The organism is Agromyces sp. CCNWLW213, from assembly GCF_037199545.1.
Classification (GTDB): Bacteria; Actinomycetota; Actinomycetes; order Actinomycetales; family Microbacteriaceae; genus Agromyces.
In genome coordinates this window covers 384,547-403,767 of record NZ_JBBBDX010000002.1, presented here as the reverse complement: position 1 = coordinate 403,767, position 19,221 = coordinate 384,547, and the positions used below count along the sequence as shown (strand labels likewise).

Here is a 19,221-nt window from a genome sequence, read left to right as displayed (position 1 = left end):
GTCGTGCGGTCTCCTCGACCTGATCCCATGCGCGCCTGAGCGCCGCCTGCGCCAGACTGGAAGCCCCGACGACGCCCACCGGGAGGGCCGATGACCGAGACCACGCCCCGCATCGAGGCGATCGAGCTGCATCGTCTCGAGGTGCCGCTCGTGCGCCCGTTCGAGACCTCCTTCGGCCGCGAGACGGCGCGCGAGGTGCTGCTCGTGCACGTGCGCACCGACCGCGGCGACGGATGGGGCGAGTGCGTCGCCGGTCGCGACCCGCTCTACTCGGGCGAGTACGTCGACGGCGCGGCCTCCGTCATCGAGCGGTACCTCGCCCCGGCGCTGGTCGGCGCGCCGCGGCCGCACGTCGCCGACGACGGGCACGTCTCCGGCGTGGTCATCGAGGACCCTGCTCGGCCGGCCGGCGTGTGGGTCGACGATCGAGGGCAGCACGTCGACGACCCGGCGGCGGATGCCGCGGGCGGGGGAGCGGCGGCGTCGATCGCGAGCGTGCCGCTCGCGGCATCCGTCGCCCCGGCCCTCGCCTTCGTCGCCGGGCACCGCATGGCCAAGGGCGCGCTGGAGGCCGCCGTGCTCGACGCCGAGCTCCGCGCCCAGGGTCGCTCGATGGGCGACTGCTTCGGCGCCGTGCGCGAGTGGGTCGACTGCGGCGTCTCGGTCGGCATCGCCCCGACGATCGAGGAACTGCTCGACGAGGTCACCGGATACCTCGAGGAGGGGTACCGCCGCATCAAGCTGAAGGTCAAGCCCGGCTGGGACCTCGTGCCCGTCGCCGCCGTGCGCGAGCTGATCGGCCGCGGGACCATGCTGCAGGTCGACGCGAACACGGCGTACACCGCCGACGACATCCCGCTGCTCGCGAGCCTCGACCCGTTCGACCTCCTGCTCATCGAGCAGCCCTTCGCGGAGGAGGACCTCGCGACGCACGTGCGGCTCGCGCAGGCGTGCGAGACGCCCGTGTGCCTCGACGAGTCGATCCTCGACGTGACGACCGCGGTCGACGCGATCGAGCGCGGCGCGACGAGCATCGTGAACGTCAAGCCGGGCCGGATGGGCGGCTACCTCGAGGCGCTCCGGGTGCACGACGCGTGCCGGGCGCGCGACGTGCCCGTCTGGTGCGGCGGGATGCTGGAGACGGGCGTCGGACGTGCGGCGAACGTCGCCCTGGCGGCGCTGCCCGGATTCGTGCTGCCCGGCGACACGTCGGCCTCGGCCAGGTACTTCGCCGAGGACCTCACCGAGCCGTTCGTGCTCGGGTCGGGCGAGCATCGCGGGCGGCTCCGGGTGCCGGACGGCGCGGGCACGGGCGTCGAGGTGCGCGAGGAGCTCGTGCGCGACTGGGCCGCGCGCGCGCCGGTGACGCTCAGGCGCGACTGACCGGCTCGGAACCCGGGCCGGCCCCGGAGTCGCGCGAGGCGGCGGCATCCGGTGCACGACGACCCGGCCGCGCCGCGAGCCACGGCATCGCGAGCCCTGCGAGCAGCGAGCCGATGCCGCCCCACAGGAGGTCGCCGATCGAGTCGGTGTAGCCCACGTAGATCTCGTCGTCGATGAAGTTCTTGCCGAACCACTCGAACATCTCCCAGAACACCCCGAAGCTGATGCCGAGCGCGGTCGTCACGACGGCCGTCGAGAGCGTGGGCCGCGGCAGCGTCGCGGCATCCGCGACGATGCGGAAATGCACGAGCAGGAGGTAGCCCATCGCTGCGACGAGGGCGTTGAGCGCGAAGTGGACGGGGAGGTCCCACCACTTGACCGTCACGTAGAGGTCGGTGACGCTGCTCCACACGGCGATGAGCGTGACGATGCCGAACGCGATGTCGAGGCCGGGCCGGACCCGGAGCGCGCGGGGGACCACCATGCCGCCGGTCGCGAACGCGAGGCTCACCCCGCCGAGCGGACCCCAGCCGATCGCGGCGATCGGGATGCAGATCGCCCCGATCAGCCGGATCAGGTCGGCGACCACCTCGGCCGGTCCGTCCGCGCGGCGGCGGATCCCCTCCCAGAGCTCTCGCATCAGCCCTCCTCGTGCTGGTCGTCGCCCGCTGCCGGCGGCCTGACGACCGCCTGCACGGGTTCGTGGTCGGATGCCGCCAGCCCGTCGAATCGCGCGGCGTTGATCGCGACCCTGGCCACGTCGACGCCCCGGCCGGCGAAGACGAAGTCGATCCGGGGGCCGCCCCGGCGGAGCCGGCGGTAGCCGTGGTACGTGCCCCACTGCGGGGTGATCCGCTCCGCGGCCGCGTCCCACGAGTCGCGCAGGACGCCGTCGGCGGTGAGCGCCCGGTACACGGCCGAGCGCTCGTTCGCGTTGAAGTCGCCCGTCACGACGACGGCGGCGTCGGGATCGGCGGCCTGCGAGGCGGAGGCGAGCTCGACGATGAACCGCGCCGAATGCAGGCGGGAGCGCCAGGACAGGTGGTCGAGGTGCGTGTTGAACGCCACGATCCGCGCGCCCGTGGAGCGGTCGGCGAATGCCGCGGAGACGAGGATGCGCCGGGTCAGGTTGCCCCACGATCGCGTGCGCGAGCCGAGCAGGTCGGGGGTGGCCGAGAGCGCCCGCTGCCGCCAGGCGATGAGCTCGAGGCGGTCGGCGTCGTAGAAGACGGGGCAGCGCTCGCCGCGACCGGACGGGTCCCGGCCCATGCCCACCCACCGGTACGCGGGACCGAGTCCCTCGGCGATGACGTGGACCTGGTCGGCGAGCGCCTCCTGCACGCCGAGGATGGTGGGCTGCTCCGCCGCGAGGAGCCGGGTGACGAGCGGGCGACGCGTGGACCACCGGTCGGGGCTTCCCCGGCGCGCGGAGGGGAGGCGTCGACGGATGTTGAAGGACATCACGTGCACCTCGGGCGCCGTGACCCGCCCGATGATCGCGGCATCCGTCATGGGCCCAGCGTACGCGCGGACCCAGGAGCCGTCGCCGTGGACGCGCCTGCGGGCCGGGTGGGTCAGGCCTGCTGCGCCTGGGCGGACTGCTGCTCGGCGAGCTGCCGTCGCACGTCCTCCATGTCGAGGCCCTTGGTCGCCTCGACGACCTGCTCGAGCTGCGCGCCGTTCAGGGCACCGGGCTGGGCGAAGACGATGATGCCCTCGCGGAAGACCACGAGCGTCGGGATGGAGGTGATCCGGAAGCCGGCGGCGAGCGCCTGCTCCGACTCCGTGTCGACCTTCCCGAAGACCACGTCGGCGTGCTGGTCGGAGGCTCGCTCGAAGATGGGGCCGAACATGCGGCACGGGCCGCACCACTCGGCCCAGAAGTCGAGCAGCACGATGCCGTTGTCGCGGATCGTGGACTCGATGGTGTCGTGGGTGATGTTCACGGTAGCCATGGCGCGATTCTACCAGACGATACCCCCGGGGTATCACCTCGCGCCGTTGCGCCGGCTCGTGGCCCTCCGGGGCCCGGAACCGCCGAGCGTGCAGTGAGGCTGCCCGCGCTCCGCCCGGATGAATCCGGTGCAGACCCCGCTGCCCTGCTGTGAAGAGCCGAAGGGCCCTTGACAACGTTCATTCATACGGATGAAATGTTCACCGGAACTGAACGTCGGTGTTCAGCAAGCTCGGAGGCATCCATGAGCGCTCGCTCTCTCGTCCGTACGTCCGACTCCGCCGTGTACGACGTGCCCGACGGCCTCGCCCCGGGATCCAGCGGCCTCACCCGCTGGTGCGCCGTCGGCTACGACGACGGCGCGGCGCACACCGACTTCGGCATCTCCCGGCTGGCGCCGGGCGGCTCCGTACCCGCGCACGTGCACTCGTTCGAGGAGTCCTTCCACGTGCTCGAGGGCGAGGTCCTCCTCGCGACGCCCGAGGCGACCGTCCGCCTCGTCGCCGGCGACTACGGGGTCGTCCCCGTCGGCGTGCCGCACTCCTGGAGCGCCGTCGGCGAAGCCGAGGCCGTCTGGGCGGACCTCTTCGCGCCGCCGCCGAGGGAGCGGTACGGCTGGGACACCTATCGCGTCCCCGATCTCCCCGAGCGCGACGCGGTCCGCGTCGACCCCCGCGACCCGCGCACGCGCTCCTTCGGCGCGATCAGCACCGGGCAGATGGACCCAGGACGCCAGTCGCAGGAGATGCTCGCCCAGTCGGCGAGCATGCGCACGGCCCTCCTCGTCTACAGCGGCATCTCGCTGAAGATGATGGTCGACTCCGACCTCGGGGCGTCGCTCTCGACCATGTTCATGGTGCAGTACGAACCGGACGGCCGCGCGGGGCCGCACGACCATCCACTCGAGGAGGCCTACCTCATCCTCGAGGGCGAGGTCGACGCGACCTTCGACGGCGAGGCGGTCCGGCTGCGGCCGGGCGACATCGCCTGGGCGGGCGTCGGCTGCATCCACTCGTTCGAGGCCACCGGCGCCCCCGTGCGATGGCTCGAGACGCAGTCCCCGCAGATGCCCGCGCGTCACGCCTACCGGTTCCGGCGCGACTGGGACTACCTGACCGAGCGACTGGGGGAGCGGTCGTGAGCGAGCGGACCGTCGTCGTCGTCGGCGGCACCTCCGGGATCGGGCTCGAGATCGCGAGGGAGGTGGTGCGGCGAGGCGATCGCGTCGTCCTCACCGGACGCGATGCGGAGCGCGCTCGCGGGGTCGCGGCGTCCCTCGGCGACCGGGCGACCGGCGTCGGGGTCGACATCTCCGAGCCCGAGACGATCGCGTCGAGCCTCGCCTCCATCGGGGCCGTGCACGGACTGGTCCTCGCCGCGATCGAGCGCGACGCCAACACCGTGCGGGACTACGACATCGCCCGGGCGACCCGGCTCGTCGTCCTGAAGCTCGTCGGGTACACCCAGACGGTGCACACCCTGCTCGACCGGCTCGAGGCCGACGTCGACACCGGGATCGTGCTCTTCGGGGGCCGCGCCAAGGACGCGCCCTACCCGGGCTCGACGACGGTGTCGACCATCAACGGCGGCGTCGAGGGGCTCGTGCGGTCGCTCGCGCTCGAGCTCGCACCGATGCGCGTGAACGGCCTGCACCCGGGCATCGTGGGCGACAGCCCGTTCTGGGCGGGGAAGCCCGAGGGCGTCCTGTCAGCCTACGAGTCGCGGACCCCGGGCGGCGAACTCGCGACGATGGCCGACGTCGTCGGCGCCGCGATGTTCCTGCTCGAGAACCGCGGGGTCTCCGGCATCAACCTCTGCGTCGACCGCGGATGGCGCATCACCTGACCGGCCGACGGCCGGAACGACCCGCACCGGATCACTCAACGAGGAGGAACCATGACCGACGCCGCTGCACGGCCACGCCCGGAGGACTTCGCGTCCGGCCGCCCCATCGTCTTCCGCAACGGGACGGTGATCACCGTCGATTCGCAGGGCGTCCTCGAGAACGCCGACGTGCTGATCACCGGCGACACCATCGCGGGCGTCGGCCCGCAGCTCGAGGTGCCCGAGGGCACGCTCGAGATCGATGCATCGGGCGGCATCGTCATGCCGGGCATGATCGACACCCACCGCCACATGTGGCAGACCGCGCTGCGCGGGTACGGCGGCGACTGGGCGCTCAGCCAGTACTTCGTCTTCTACTACCTCACGTGGGGCGAGGTGTTCCGACCGGAGGACATCTACGCGGGGAACCTGCTGAGCGCGCTCGAATCGATCGACCAGGGCGTGACCACGACCCTCGACTGGTCGCACGCCCTGCGCACGCCCGAGTACGGCGAGGCCGCGCTGCAGGCCTTCCGCGAGATCCCCGGACGGTTCGTCCTCGCCTACGGCAACTACCTCGGCGCTCCGTGGGAGTGGGCGAACAGCCCCGAGTTCCGCAGGTTCGTCACCGACAACTTCAACGCCCCCGACGACATGCTGGGGCTGCAGCTGGCGTTCGACGTGCCCGCGAGCGAGGACTTCCCCGAGCAGGCCGCGTTCCAGGCGGCGCGCGACCTCGACCTGCGGGTGACGACCCACGCCGGCGTGTGGGGCGCCACGACCGACCAGAGCATCTCGCACATGTACGACGGCGGGTGGATGACCGACCGGGTCACCTACGTCCACGCTGCGTCGCTCGGCCCGGAGAGCTACCAGAAGATCGCCGCGACGGGCGGGACGGTCTCGGTCGCCACCGAGAGCGAGCAGAGCGCCGGGCAGGGCTACCCCTCGACCTGGCAGATCCGGAAGTACGGCATCCCGGCCTCGCTGTCGATGGACACGAGCGTGTGGTGGAGCGCCGACTTCTTCTCGGCGATGCGCGCGACGCTCAGCGCGTTCCGCTCGCGGGACCACCTCGAGGCGCAGTCCAGGGGCGACACCGTCAACGTCAACCGGCTCCGCGCGGAGGACGTGGTCTGGCAGGCGACCATGGGCGGCGCGACCACGCTCGGCATGACCGACCGGCTGGGGTCGCTCACGGTCGGGAAGAAGGCCGACGTCGTGCTCGTCAAGAACGACGAGTCACCGGCGATGACGCCCATCCTGAACCCCTACGCCCACGTGGTGTTCCAGGCGGGCACCGCCGACGTGCACACCGTCGTGGTGAACGGGCGGGTCGTGAAGTACGACGGGGCTCGCATCGACCTCCCGCTCGCGCCCGTGCGCGACAAGGTCGCGGCATCCGTCGAGCACGTGCGCAGCAGCCTCGGCGAGCAGGCGTGGGACGAGTGGATGCACCCGCAGATCCCGGAGGACGAGCAGATCGCGAACCCGTACCAGTACAAGGAGGACGAGGACTGAACGGACGGCCCCGGGGGTGCGGCTCCGCGCGCCCGGGGCCGGCACTCGGTCATCCCTTCGGGTACTGCCAGATCTCGAGCTGGATGCCGTCGGGGTCGCGGAGGTAGGCCCACTGCGATCCGGCCAGGTCGCCCTCGGTGATCGTGGTCGGCGGTCCGTTGAACACGGCTCCCCGTTCGATGAGCTCGTCGTACGCCCGCTGCATGTCGTCGACCACGAAGCAGATGTGGGACGACCCGACGTCGCCGTTCGCCCGGTCCCAGTCCCGGCCCTCGGGATGGTGGTACTCGAGGAACTCGATGTTCACGTTCCCCACGCGGATCATCGAGAACGACAGCTCGGCCCCCTCGACCTGCACTCCGCGCTCGAGCTCCGGGCCCGAGCCGTGGTGGACGGGGCCGGGCTCGAACCCGAACATCCGCGAGTACCAGTCGAACGATCGCCGCATCTCGCGGACCGTGATCCCGACGTGATGCACGCCCTCGATGCTGAATGACATCTCCACTCCTTCGTGTGCCATCCGCCGGAGTCGTCACTGCTCGACTCCACTGAACGGATTCCACCCAGACTCAACACCACGCGCCGGGTCGGCGCAAGGGCCACCTCATCGCGGGGATGCGGAGAGGGCGACCGTTCTGCGGCTCCGGGCCGCCCGGAGCGGGCTCGAGGGGCGGTCCGGACCCGGGCCCGCCGACGGCCGCCTGTTCACTTGATTCGCGTTCCACCGAGCAGTAAGTTCAGTTATAGTGAACACGCGGCGCAGGCCGCCCCGGACGCGACCGGGACCGGAAGCAAGGGAGCATCCACATGACGCGTCGACTCGACGGCCGCACGATCATCGTGACCGGGGGTGCATCCGGCATCGGGGCCGCGTTCGCCCGCGGGTTCGCGGCGGAAGGCGCGAACGTCGTCATCGCCGACCTCAACCTCGACGCGGCCGAGGACCTCGCCGCGCAGATCATCGCCACGGGCGACGCCGCGAGCGCCGTCCGCGTCGACGTGACCGACCGGGAGGCCGTGCGCGCGGGCATCGGCCACGCGGTCGAACGGTACGGACGGCTCGACGCGTACTTCAACAACGCGGGCATGAACTCGCCCATGAAGTTCCTCGACGTCACCGAGTCCAACTTCGAGCTCGTCATGCGCGTGAACGCGCTCGGCGTCCTCATCGGGATCCAGGAGGCGGCGAGGCGGTTCATCGAACAGGGCGGCGGCGGCAAGGTGGTCAACACCGCATCCATCGCCGGACGCCAGGGCTTCTCGAGCTTCGCGCCGTACAGCGCGGCCAAGGCCGCGGTCATCTCGCTCACGCAGGCCGGCGCGCGCGCCCTCGCCGAGCACGGCATCACCGTGAACGGATTCGCGCCGGGCGTCGTCGCCACCCCGCTCTGGACCAAGCTCGACAAGGAACTCGAGGAGATCGGCGAGGGCCAGAACGGCTTCGACTCGATGTCGAGCGGCATCCTCCTCGGCCGGCCCGCCGACCCCGAGGACATCGTCCCGACCGGCGTCTTCCTCGCCGCCGCGGACTCCGACTACATCACCGGGCAGATCATCCCCATCGAAGGCGGCATGATCCTCGTCTGACGAGGACCGGCCCTGGACCGAGAGAGCGATCAACATGAAGAGCACGGGCACGACGGGCACCAACGCGGTCGACTGGGAGGCGCGGGTCGACTTCGACCGACTGCGCGACGACCGGCTGGCCCGACTCAAGGCCGAGCTGGAGCGGTCCGACCTGGGCGCGCTGCTGGCCTTCGACTTCTCCAACATCCGGTACATGACCGCCACCCACATCGGCACGTGGGCGATGGACAAGCTGATCCGGTTCAGCCTGCTGACGCGCAACACCGATCCCATCTCGTGGGACTTCGGCTCGGCCGCGAAGCACCACAAGCTCTACAACCCGTGGCTCGACGTCACGACCGCCGAGATGGACGCCGACCCGAACGCGCCGCACGAGGGGGCCAAGCGCCCGCGACTCGAGAGCGGCGCGCGAGCCGGCATCTCGACGCTGCGCGGCGCGTTCCCGCCCGACGCCGAGATCGCCGAGGGCGTCGCCCGCAAGATCAAGCGCGAGCTCGAGAAGTTCGGCCTCGCCGACCAGCCGCTCGGCGTCGACGTCATCGAGCTGCCCATCCTCTTCGCCCTGCAGAAGGAGGGCATCGAGGTCGTCGACGGCCAGCAGGTGTTCATGGAGGCCCGGCGCATCAAGACCGGCGACGAGATCCGGCTGCTGACGCAGGCCGCGTCGATGGTGGATGCCGCATACGAGGACCTTTACCGGTTCCTCCGGCCGGGCGTCCGCGAGAACGAGGCCGTCGGCCTCGTCGCGAAGACGCTGTACGACCTCGGCTCCGAGTACGTCGAGGGCGTGAACGCGATCTCCGGCGAGCGCTGCTCGCCGCATCCGCACGTGTTCTCCGACCGCCTCATCCGACCCGGCGACCCGGCGTTCTTCGACATCCTGCACAGCTTCAACGGCTACCGCACGTGCTACTACCGCACGTTCGCCGTCGGCTCGGCGAGCTCCGCCCAGAAGGACGCGTACACCCGGGCGCGCGAGTACATGGACCGCGCGATCGCGCTCGTGCGCCCCGGTGCGACGACCGCCGACATCGTGTCGGTGTGGCCGAAGGCCGAGGAGTTCGGGTTCCCGGACGAGGAGGCCGCGTTCGCCCTCCAGTACGGGCACGGCGTCGGGCTCTCGATCTGGGAGAAGCCGATCTTCTCGCGCCTGGTCTCCTTCGACCACCCCGAGGTCATCGAGGAGGGCATGGTCTTCGCACTGGAGACCTACTGGCCCTCGGCCGACGGCTGGGGCGCCGCGCGCATCGAGGAGGAGGTCGTCGTGACGGCCGACGGCTGCGAGGTCATCACGAAGTTCCCGGCCGAGGAACTGCTCGTGGCGGGCCAGCGGTACTACGCGGTGGGGGGCCCGCTCAACCTCACCCGCGACTCGCAGTCCCACCTCAACACCGAGTGGGGACGGCCGGAGGCGTGAAGGCGAGGGACATGACGACCCCGATCGGCACGATGGACGCCGTGGTCTACCACGGACGCGGCGACGTGCGCGTCGAGCGGCGCCCGATCCCGATCGCGAGCGAGGGCCAGGCGCTCGTGAAGGTGCTGCGCAGCGGCATCTGCGGCACGGATGCCACGGAGTGGAAGTCCGGGCCCATCATCTTCCCCATCGACCGGGTGCACCCCAACAGCGGCCACACCGGACCGCTCGTCATCGGCCACGAGTTCGTCGGCGAGATCGTCGACCTGCCCGGCGGACCGGTCGACGGACTGCGGGTCGGCGCGCACGTGGCATCCGGCGCCGGGGTCTCGTGCGGGGAGTGCGACCGATGTCGCGAGGGCCGCACGAACCTCTGCGTGCGGTACGTCACCCACGGCCTCAACGCCGACGGCGGGCTCGCGGAGTACGTCGCCGTCGAGACCTCGACGCTCGTCCGGATCCCGGAGGGCTGCTCGCTCGACGATGCGGGCGTCGCCCAGCCGCTCGCGGTCGGCCTGCACGCCGCGCGCCGCGCCGGGGCTCGCGACGGCGACCACGTCATCCTGTTCGGCGCCGGCGCGATCGGCACCTTCATCCTCGCCGGGCTCGTCTCGCTCGTGGACGCCGACATCACCGTCGTCGACTTCGCCGGAGAACGGCTGGAGCGCGCGCAGCGGCTCGGCGCCACGCGGACCGTCCCGGTGGGCGACGACCTCGTCGCGACCCTCCGCTCGGTCGTGGGCCCGGGCGGCGCCGACGTCGTGATCGAGGCGACCGGGGCCCCGGGCCAGCTGTCGGCGGCGCTCGACCTCGTGCGCCAGGGCGGCACGATCCTCGGCGTGGGACTGCCGTCGGCGCACCAGGAGCTCGACGTGCACCGGCTGGTCATGAACGAGGTCACCATCGTGACGACGGTCGCGCACGTCTGCGGCGAGGACATGGCGCCCGCGCTCGAGATCCTGGCGTCGACCGACCTCGGCGACGAGCTCGTCGAGGCGGTGCACCCGCTGCGCGAAGCCCCGCACCAGATCGAGCGGCTCGCGGGGGGCGAGATCCGCGGCAAGGTCCTGTTCGATCCGACCCGCTCCTCCTGATCCCGTCGACGCCGGGCCGGTCCCGGTGCGCGAACCCGAACACAGAAAGGTGGCCGAGCGCCATGAGAGCAGCCGTCTTCCACGATGCCAAGGACATCCGCGTCGAGGACGTCGCCGAGCCGGACTCCGTCGGACCCCGCGAGGTGCGGCTCAAGCCGTACTGGTGCGGCATCTGCGGAACCGACCTGCACGAGTACGCGGTGGGGCCGATCGTCATCCCCACGACGCCGCATCCGCTGAACGGCTCGACCGCGCCGCAGATCCTCGGCCACGAGTTCTCGGGCGAGGTGCTCGAGGTCGGCTCGGAGGTGACGTCCGTGCAGGTGGGCGACCGCGTCTCCGTCATGCCGCTGCTGTTCTGCGGCGCGTGCTACTTCTGCCGCCGCGGGCTCAACCACCTGTGCACGTCGATGGCGTGCGTGGGCCTCAGCGACGCGTGGGGCGGCATCGCCGAGCAGTGCGTCGTGCCCGAGTCGAAGGTCGCGAAGCTGCCCGACTCGATGAGCGACATCGAGGGCGCGCTCGTCGAGCCGACCGCGGTCGCCGCGTACGGCGTGGACCGGGCGGGCGTGCGCCCGGGCGACACCGTGCTCGTGACGGGACTCGGCCCGATCGGCGCGCTCGCCTCGCTCTACGCCGCGTCCCTCGGCGCGACCGTCTACATGTCCGAGGTCAATCCGAAGCGCCAGGAGCTCGCTCGCTCGCTCGACGTGGGCGAACTGCTCGACCCCCGGTCGACGGATGTCGCGGCCGAGCTGAAGGACCGCACGGGAGGCATCGGCGTGGACGCCGTGATCGAGTGCTCCGGCAACGAGATCGCGCTGCAGACCGCGCTCGCCTCGGTGCGCGCCTCGGGGAACGTCTCGCAGACCGGCCTGCACACGCGTCCGGCCGCGATCGACCCGATGGTGCTGTCGGAGCGCGACATCACGCTCCGCGGCACCTGGTGCTACCCGGTCACGGACTGGCCCCGCATCATCGACCTCATCGGCCGCGGGCGCATGGACGTCGAGAAGGTGGTCAGCGCCCGGATCGACATGGCGGACATCGTCGAGAAGGGCTTCGAGACGTTGCTCTCGCCGACCGGCGACCAGGTCAAGGTCCTCGTCCGGGCCGAGTGAACGAAGGAGATCCGAACATGAAGGCACTGCAGTACACCGCCGTCGGCACGCCGTCGGTCGAGGAGCTCCCGGTCCCGGAGATCGCGGACGACGAGGTGCTGGTCGCGGCGCGCTCGGTCGGCGTCTGCCATTCCGACATCGAGCTGCTCGAGGGGCGGTACATCATCCCGTTCGAGTACCCGATCATCCCCGGACACGAGTGGTCGGGTGAGGTCATGGCGGTGGGCTCGAAGGTGACGGGCCTCGCGAAGGGCGACCGGGTGGTGGGGGAGTGCGTCATCGGCGACGACCACTTCGGGTTCTCGATCAGCGGGGCCGCCGCCGAGTTCTTCGTCGCGAAGGAGAGTTGGCTGCACCGGCTGCCAGACGGCGTCTCGTGGACGAACGGCGCCCTCGTGGAGCCGTTCAGCGTGGCCTACTACGCCCTGATGCGGGTCGGGAACGTGAACGCGAGCGACACGCTCGTGGTGCTCGGGGCCGGCCCGATCGGGCTGTGCGTGACGGCCGCGGCCGCGGCGCTCGGCGCGAAGACCATCGTGGCCGAGCCGAGCGCGTCACGGCGCGACCAGGCGCTCGCCCTCGGCGCGCACCGCGCCGTCGATCCCGGCGAGCTCGACGAGGTCCTCGCGTCCGAGAGCGGCGGGCGCGGAGCGGATGTCGTCATCGAGGCCAGCGGTCGCCCCGAGGTCATGGCGCGCGCGCTCGAGATCGCCGCGTTCAAGGGACGCATCGGCTACATCGGCATCGACGTGGGGCGCGAGGCGCCGGCGAAGCTCGGGCTGATCCAGTCCAAGGAGCTGACCATCACCGGATCCATCGGCTCTCCGGGGGTGTGGCCCGAGACGCTGCGCTTCATGGCGCAGGCCGGCATCGACCTCTCGTCGCTCGTGACGCGGCGCTTCGGCGTGGACGAGGCCACGGAGGCGCTCGAGGCGGCGCAGCGCCCCGCCGAGAACATCAAGGCGCACATCGAGTTCACCGCGACGGCCTAGCCGGGAGGCCTCGGACGAACGAGGAGGGGGCGGGACCCGACGGTTCCGCCCCCTCCCGCGCGCCCCGGCCCGCTCAGGGGATCAGGTTCGCCGCCCGGTATCGCTCGACCTTGTCGAAGAAGCTCTTCGGCGTGGACCGGAAGCCGAGGAACCCCGCCTCGCGGCTCTTGGTCATGTCGGTGATGCACTCGACTTCGCGGCCGAGGTCGCTGTCGCTGTGCCACCACGAGGCGAGCTTCGCGACGTCGGGCTCGGCGAGGCCCTCGCGTTCGGCGATCCGGCGCCACACCTCCGGGGCGACGTCGGTCATCGACTCGACGAGGGTGCGCGGGGTCTCGCCCGGTCCCTCCCACTCGACGCCGAAGTACTCGGCGACCTGGGGCCAGAGCCAGCGCCAGCGGAACTGGTCGCCGTTGGCGATGTTGAACGCCTCGTCCTCGCCCTCGGGATGCGTGGACGCCCAGACGAGTTGCTCGCCGAGCAGGTCGGCGTCGGTGACATCCGTCACGAAGTTCCACTGCGCCACCGAGCCGGGGAAGACGAAGGGCCGGCCGAGCTCCTTGCAGATCGTCGCGTAGACCGAGAGGGTCAGCACCATGTTCATGGCGTTGTCGACGGCGAAGCCGAAGATGGTGTGCGACCGGTGCACGCTCCAGGTGAAGCCCATTCGCTCGGCGGCCGCGAACAGCTCGTCCTCCTGCGCGTAGTAGAAGTTGGGGCTCGGCAGGCGCGGCTCGGATTCGTGGAACGGCGTCTCGGCCCTGACCCCGGTGGCGTAGTCCTCGAACGGCCCCAGGTAGTGCTTCAGGCCGGTCAGGAGGGCCACGTGACGCACGCCGCCGTCGGGCTCGAGCGCCGCGAACAGGTTGCGCAGCGTCTGCGTGTTCACCTCGATGTTCTGGGCCTCGGTGTCCTTCCGGATCCACGCCGTGATGATCACGATCTCGGGCCGCAGCCCGGCGAGGGCCGTTCGCGTGGCGTCGGCGTCGAGCAGGTCGGCCTGGACCGGGACGACGCCGTCCGGCAGTCGCCGCGCCCGCCGTGCCAGGCCGTGCACCTCCCATCCCGTCTCGACGAGTTGGCGGGAGACGGTCTGGCCCGCGATCCCGGTGGCACCGACGACCAGCGCCCGGCGCTGCTGCTCCGTGTTCATCAATGAACCTTTCTCGAACGACCTTGTTCAGTTCAGGTAAACATTAGCGCAGGTCGGCCGTGGGAGCGACGGGTCGGCGGGCCGCCGTCTCGCCCCGGCGTCGTCCGGACGCCGGACTTGCCCGGATTCTCGCGACTTTCGGTGCTCGTGCGGCTGGCTCGCGAGGGGCGCACGGGCCCGTGCGCGCCCGCCCGCCACCGCCTCGCATGGCGCGCGACCAGCGGTTCCTCGCGGAATCGTTACCTACAACGCTTGTGAACACGAGCGGAAATCCATAAAGTGTGGCTCAACACTTCGTTCGGTCGCACCGGACGGCGTCATGGCATTCGAAGGGGAGAGCATGACCGACGACACGACATCACGGCGTCTCACGAGCGCCCGGTTCGGCGTCTCGAAGGGCCTCGTGACCATGGCGGTCTCGACCGTCGTGCTGGTGATCCTCGGCTTCGCCATCGCCCCCAGCAGCGTGTCCCAGGGAGCGATCCTGGGCATGCTGCCGTTCGCCTCGGTGCTCGCGATCGTCGGCCTCGGGCAGATGCTCGTGGTGCAGCAGGGCGGCATCGACCTGTCGGTGCCGGGCGCGGTGTCGCTCGCGGTCGTGCTCTCGACCCACATCCCCAACCAGGACGACGCCCTGCTGGTGCCCGCCATCCTTGCCGTCTACGCGTGGGCCGTCGGCGCCGGCGTCCTGAACGGCTTCATGGTCGGTCGCCTCGGGCTCAACCCGATCATCGCGACCCTCGGCACGAACGCGCTCCTGTTCGGCGCCGTGCTCGGCATCTCGGGCGGCATCCCGCGCACGACCACGCGCCTGCTCAGCTCGATCGCCGGCGGGCGGACGGCGGGCATCCCCAATGCGCTGCTCATCGCGCTCGTCGTGCTCCTGCTCGTGACCGTGCTGGTCAAGCGCACGGTCGCCGGACGGCGGTTCGAGGCGGTCGGCGCCAGCCCCGCCGCGGCGCGGGCCACCGGGCTCCGGTACCGCACGCACCGCGGAGCGGCGTACGTGTGGGCGCAGCTGCTCTTCGCGACGGCGGGCATCATGCTCGCCGGCATCACCAACCAGCCCACGGCGTTCCAGGGCAACACGTACCTGCTGACCTCGGTCGCGGTCGTGGTGCTCGGCGGCACGTCGCTGCTCGGCGGCCGGGGGTACCCGGTGGCCACGTTCGTGGCCGCGCTGTTCCTGAGCCAGCTCGACCAGTTCGTGCTCGCGCTGGGCGTGCCGTTCGCGGTCCGCACGCTGGTGCAGGCGGCGGCCCTCGCGATCGGCGTGGCCATCTACACCGTCGACTGGGCCGCGCTCCGGCGCAGGCTCGCCGCGCGATCGGATGCCGCGCCCGCAACACCATGAGACCCCCGCTCCTTCGGAGTGAGGTGCACCAAGAGAGACGTGCGACATAGCGGTCGCGCGGAGATGGAGGACAAGATGATTCGTCGCAGGATCACCACGGCGATCGCCGTCGCCGGCGTCTCGGCACTGGCCCTCGTGGGCTGTTCGTCGGGCGACGGCGGTGGCGGCGACGGAGGCGGCGACGGCGCCTCGGTCGAGGGCGCACCGGCCTGGTGCGGCCCCGAGGAGGCCGTGGTCGGCCTGCTCGACGGCTTCGGCGGCAACAGCTGGCGCCTGGTCACCACCGCGGCCGGCCAGGACGAGGTCGAGAAGTGCCCGAGCGTCGTCGAGTACCTGTACGCCGACGGCCAGGGCGACACGCAGAAGTCGATCTCCGACATCCAGGGCATGGTCGCCTCGGGTGCCGACGCGATCGTCGTGTTCCCGGATGCCGGCGAGGCCATGCTCCCCGCGCTCCGCAGCGCGTACGAGGCGGGCGTCGTGACGGTCCCGTACCGGGTCGACCCCGGCGGCGAGGACGGCGTGGACTACGACATCTGGGTCGGCGCCGACTTCGTGGCCGACGGCGTGGCGTGGGGCGAGTGGATCCAGGAGAACTTCCCCGACGGCGCGAAGATCCTGTTCCTCAGCGGTCCCGCCGGCAACAGCCAGGGCCTCGACGAGCGCGAGGGACTCGAGTCGGTCCTCACCGACCCGAAATACGAGTGGATCGGAGAGCAGCCGTACGAGGTCACCAACTGGGACCCCGCGCTGACGCAGCAGGTCCTCACGGCGGCGATCGCGAAGTACGACCAGATCGACGTGATCGTGTCCGACTTCGGCCCGTCGCTCGTCGGCGCGCTGCCCGAGTTCGAGAAGAGCGGTCGTTCGATCCCGGCGCTCGCCACGTCGGACGGCAACGTGCTCGCCTGCTTCTGGCAGGAGAAGTCGCCGGACAACCCGGACTTCAAGCTCACCACGGTCGCGACCGGCAACGACAACGTCCGACTGGCCGTGCAGCACGCCGTGGCCCGGGCCACGGGCGGCGAGATCCCCGAGGACACCGTCTTCGAGGCGCCGCAGTTCGAGGACTCGGTCGACTCCGACCCCAGCGAGGTGCAGTGCCGCGACGACCTTCCCGGCGACATCTACCTGTCCGCCGAGATGGAGGCCGACGACCAGGCCGCCCTGCTCGAGTAGCGGCACCGCCCACCCGACGGTCTCCCGGCCCGCGTTCCCCCCGCAGCGGGCCGGGAGACCACGAACCACCCACCAGCCCAGAGCCCCGGAGTGAGGATCCTCACGTGAACATCCAAGCCGCCGAAGCACCGACCACCGTCGCCACGCTCGTCATGACCGGCATCTCCAAGAGCTTCGGCGGCGTCGCCGCGCTCACCGACGTGTCGCTCGAGGTGCGACCGGGCGAGGTGCACGCGCTGCTCGGCGAGAACGGCGCAGGCAAGTCCACGCTGATGAACGTCGCGACGGGCACCATCCGGCCGGACACGGGCTCGATGGTCTTCCGGGGCGATCCCATCGACGGGATCGACCCGCGCGACGCGACCCGGCTGGGCATCGCGTTCGTGCACCAGCACCCCGCAGTGCTGCCCGACATGACGGTGTACGAGAACCTGCTCGTCGCCCTGCCGCCGTCGGTCTTCGCCGACGCGCCGTCGCGCGAGGAGTACGCCCGGTCCCTGCTCGACCGCGTGAACCTCCGCGTCCACCTCTCGGACCGCGTCGAGACCCTCACGGTCGCCCAGAAGCACCTGCTCGAGATCGCCAAGGCGATCGCGGTCGAGCCCGCGCTCCTCGTGCTCGACGAGCCGACCGCGCCCCTCGGCGAGGACGCCGTCCGCCTGCTGTTCCGACTCGTCCGCGACTTCGTCGCGGGCGGCACGTCGGTCGTGTACATCACCCACCGCCTCGCCGAGGTGCGCGAGCTCGCCGATCGCGTGACCGTCCTGCGCGACGGTCGCCTGCGGGCCACGGCCGTCGTGGACGAGATCAGCGACCGCGAGCTCCTGGCGCTGATCGTGGGCCGCCAGCTCGACTCGACCTTCCCCCCGAAGTACGACGGGCCCTCCGACGAGCCGCCGAACTTCATCATCGACGGCCTCTCGGGTCCCGGGTTCCGGGACGTCTCGATCACCGCCCGCCGCGGCGAGATCATCGGCGTCGCGGGCGTCGTCGGGAACGGCCAGAGCGACCTGCTGCGTTCGCTCGCGGGGCTGTCGCAGTTCGAGGGCACGGTCTCGATCAACGGCACCCAGGTCACGTCCAAGCACCTGCTCAGCGAGGCGGCGTACCTGCCCGCCGATCGGCTGAGCGAGGGCCTCATGATGCGGCTCACGGTCCGCGAGAACGCCGCGATCTCGGCGCTGCAGCGATTCCGGACCGGTCGGCTGCTGAACCGCAAGCGCGAGCTCGGGATGGTGGGCGACACGCTGGGCTCGCTCTCCGTGAAGGCGGCCTCGCTCGACGCCCCGGTCTCGTCGCTCTCCGGCGGCAACCAGCAGAAGGTCATGGTGGCGCGCGCCCTGCTGTCCGAGCCCGAGCTGGTCCTCGCCGACGAGCCCACCCAGGGCGTCGACGTCGGCGCCCGCGCCGACATCTACGGGATCCTCCGGGAGGTGTCCGCCTCGGGCATCCCCGTCATCGTCGCGTCGTCGGACGCCAAGGAGCTCGAGGGCCTCTGCGACACCGTCATCGTGATGTCGCGCGGCCACGTGGTCGACGTGCTGCGCGGGGACGACCTCACCGAGGAGCGGATGATCCACGCCGCCGTGAGCTCGACCACGTCGACCGTCGGCGTCGAGGACATCATCGATGCCGAGGTGGACGAGCGCACCGCGGTCCGCCGTGCGAAGGTCCGCCGGTTCGTCCAGGGCGACTACGCGCCCGCGGTGCTGCTCGTCGCCGTCATGGTGCTGCTCGGCGCCTTCATCTTCGCCCAGAACGACCGGTACCTCGGCGCCTTCAACATCTCCGCGATGCTGCTGCTCGTCTCGGCACTCGGATTCATCGCGATGGGCCAGACGATCGCGCTGCTGACGGGCGGCATCGACCTCTCCGTCGGCCCGCTCGTGGGGTTCCTCGTCGTGATCGGCTCGTTCTTCATCCTGAACGAGTCGTCGACGGCGTCGATCCTCCTCGGCTTCGCGGCGATGGCCGGCACGTCGATCGTCGTCGGGCTCCTGAACGGCACGCTCATCCGGTACGTGAAGTTCACGGCCATCGCCGCCACCCTGACGGTGTACATCGCGTTGCAGGGCATGAGCTTCATCCTCCGGCCGACGGCCGGCGGGTACATCAACGCCGAGGTGTCGCGCCTCATCACGACCAAGGTCGGCCCGATCCCGGTGGCGTTCATCGTGCTCGTGCTCGTGGTCATCGGCCTGGAGTACGCGCTGCGGCGCACTCCGTGGGGCTGGCGCCTCCGGGCCGCCGGCTCGGACGAGGAGTCCGCACGCCGCGTCGGCGTCGAGATCAACCCGACCATCGTGATGGCCTACGTCGCGACGTCGCTGCTGACCTTCCTCGGCGCCATCATGCTCATGACGCAGATCGGCGTGGGCGACCCCGCGCAGGGCGTCGCGTACACGCTCTCGAGCATCACGGCGGTGGTCCTCGGCGGCACGAGCCTGCTCGGCGGCCGCGGCACGTTCGTCGGCACGCTGTTCGGCGCGATGCTGCTCGTGCAGGTGCTCAACGCGACCGTGTTCCTGCGCCTCGACCAGATGTGGCAGTACATCCTCCAGGGCGTGCTGATCCTCGCTGCGGCGATCCTCTACGCGATCGCACGCTCGAAGCGGCGCCGGCGCGTGGCCCGGAAGGTCTGA

Annotated in this window: 17 protein-coding genes; 12 read left to right on the top strand and 5 right to left on the bottom strand. The window is 71.1% G+C overall.

Features of this window, described 5'->3' with window-relative positions; translation table 11 throughout:
- Positions 1-90: 90 nt before the first annotated feature.
- Positions 91-1,383: an o-succinylbenzoate synthase gene (gene menC / locus WBQ80_RS06170; RefSeq protein ID WP_336571312.1), complete on the top strand. Its 1,293-nt coding sequence runs from the start codon at positions 91-93 to the stop codon at positions 1,381-1,383.
- On the opposite strand, the gene WBQ80_RS06165 is transcribed toward menC, so the two are convergent.
- From WBQ80_RS06165 to trxA, 3 genes are all read right to left on the bottom strand, one after another.
- Positions 1,370-2,023: a hypothetical protein gene (locus tag WBQ80_RS06165; RefSeq protein WP_336571313.1), complete on the bottom strand. Its 654-nt coding sequence runs from the start codon at positions 2,021-2,023 to the stop codon at positions 1,370-1,372. The genes menC and WBQ80_RS06165 overlap by 14 nt on opposite strands.
- Positions 2,023-2,895, bottom strand: a complete 873-nt coding sequence (locus tag WBQ80_RS06160; protein ID WP_336571314.1) for an endonuclease/exonuclease/phosphatase family protein — start codon at positions 2,893-2,895, stop codon at positions 2,023-2,025. The genes WBQ80_RS06165 and WBQ80_RS06160 overlap by 1 nt, the downstream gene beginning before the upstream one ends.
- A 62-nt stretch (positions 2,896-2,957) precedes the next feature.
- The gene (trxA, locus tag WBQ80_RS06155; RefSeq protein ID WP_336571315.1) at positions 2,958-3,338 is read right to left on the bottom strand and encodes a thioredoxin; all 381 of its coding nucleotides are present in this window, start codon (positions 3,336-3,338) and stop codon (positions 2,958-2,960) included.
- A gap of 243 nt (positions 3,339-3,581) precedes the next feature.
- Here trxA and WBQ80_RS06150 point away from each other — a divergent pair, with 243 nt between their 5' ends.
- The 3 genes from WBQ80_RS06150 to WBQ80_RS06140 are packed head-to-tail and all read left to right on the top strand — an operon-like array spanning position 3,582 to position 6,682.
- The gene (locus tag WBQ80_RS06150; protein ID WP_336571316.1) at positions 3,582-4,478 is read left to right on the top strand and encodes a cupin domain-containing protein; all 897 of its coding nucleotides are present in this window, start codon (positions 3,582-3,584) and stop codon (positions 4,476-4,478) included.
- Positions 4,475-5,182 carry an SDR family NAD(P)-dependent oxidoreductase gene (locus tag WBQ80_RS06145; RefSeq protein WP_336571317.1) on the top strand — a complete coding sequence of 236 codons (708 nt, stop codon included), beginning with the start codon at positions 4,475-4,477 and terminating at the stop codon, positions 5,180-5,182. The genes WBQ80_RS06150 and WBQ80_RS06145 overlap by 4 nt, the downstream gene beginning before the upstream one ends.
- A gap of 51 nt (positions 5,183-5,233) precedes the next feature.
- Positions 5,234-6,682: an amidohydrolase family protein gene (locus tag WBQ80_RS06140; RefSeq protein ID WP_336571318.1), complete on the top strand. Its 1,449-nt coding sequence runs from the start codon at positions 5,234-5,236 to the stop codon at positions 6,680-6,682.
- Positions 6,683-6,731: 49 nt separating this feature from the next.
- Here WBQ80_RS06140 and WBQ80_RS06135 read toward each other — a convergent pair whose 3' ends face one another.
- Positions 6,732-7,181, bottom strand: a complete 450-nt coding sequence (locus WBQ80_RS06135) for a VOC family protein (RefSeq protein WP_336571319.1) — start codon at positions 7,179-7,181, stop codon at positions 6,732-6,734.
- Between the two features lie 308 nt (positions 7,182-7,489).
- Between WBQ80_RS06135 and WBQ80_RS06130 the strand changes: the two genes are divergently transcribed.
- The 5 genes from WBQ80_RS06130 (at position 7,490) to WBQ80_RS06110 (ending at position 12,893) form a co-directional block, all read left to right on the top strand.
- Positions 7,490-8,269, top strand: coding sequence for an SDR family NAD(P)-dependent oxidoreductase (locus WBQ80_RS06130; protein ID WP_336571320.1), 780 nt, complete (start codon positions 7,490-7,492; stop codon positions 8,267-8,269).
- A gap of 34 nt (positions 8,270-8,303) precedes the next feature.
- Positions 8,304-9,686, top strand: a complete 1,383-nt coding sequence (locus WBQ80_RS06125) for a M24 family metallopeptidase (RefSeq protein ID WP_337282491.1) — start codon at positions 8,304-8,306, stop codon at positions 9,684-9,686.
- Positions 9,687-9,697: 11 nt separating this feature from the next.
- Positions 9,698-10,780, top strand: coding sequence for a zinc-dependent alcohol dehydrogenase (locus WBQ80_RS06120; protein WP_336571322.1), 1,083 nt, complete (start codon positions 9,698-9,700; stop codon positions 10,778-10,780).
- Positions 10,781-10,842: 62 nt separating this feature from the next.
- Positions 10,843-11,901: a 2,3-butanediol dehydrogenase gene (locus tag WBQ80_RS06115; protein ID WP_336571323.1), complete on the top strand. Its 1,059-nt coding sequence runs from the start codon at positions 10,843-10,845 to the stop codon at positions 11,899-11,901.
- 17 nt (positions 11,902-11,918) lie between these two features.
- Entirely contained in the window at positions 11,919-12,893 is a 975-nt protein-coding gene (locus tag WBQ80_RS06110) for a zinc-dependent alcohol dehydrogenase (RefSeq protein WP_336571324.1), read from the top strand.
- A 73-nt stretch (positions 12,894-12,966) separates the two neighbouring features.
- On the opposite strand, the gene WBQ80_RS06105 is transcribed toward WBQ80_RS06110, so the two are convergent.
- On the bottom strand, positions 12,967-14,046 hold the full coding sequence (locus WBQ80_RS06105; protein WP_336571325.1) for an SDR family oxidoreductase: 1,080 nt from the start codon (positions 14,044-14,046) through the stop codon (positions 12,967-12,969).
- 340 nt (positions 14,047-14,386) lie between these two features.
- On the opposite strand from WBQ80_RS06105, the gene WBQ80_RS06100 reads away from it, so the two are divergent.
- From WBQ80_RS06100 to WBQ80_RS06090, 3 genes are all read left to right on the top strand, one after another.
- Entirely contained in the window at positions 14,387-15,400 is a 1,014-nt protein-coding gene (locus tag WBQ80_RS06100) for an ABC transporter permease (protein WP_336571326.1), read from the top strand.
- A gap of 75 nt (positions 15,401-15,475) precedes the next feature.
- The gene (locus tag WBQ80_RS06095) at positions 15,476-16,579 is read left to right on the top strand and encodes a substrate-binding domain-containing protein (protein WP_336571327.1); all 1,104 of its coding nucleotides are present in this window, start codon (positions 15,476-15,478) and stop codon (positions 16,577-16,579) included.
- 104 nt (positions 16,580-16,683) lie between these two features.
- Entirely contained in the window at positions 16,684-19,221 is a 2,538-nt protein-coding gene (locus tag WBQ80_RS06090; protein ID WP_336571328.1) for an ATP-binding cassette domain-containing protein, read from the top strand.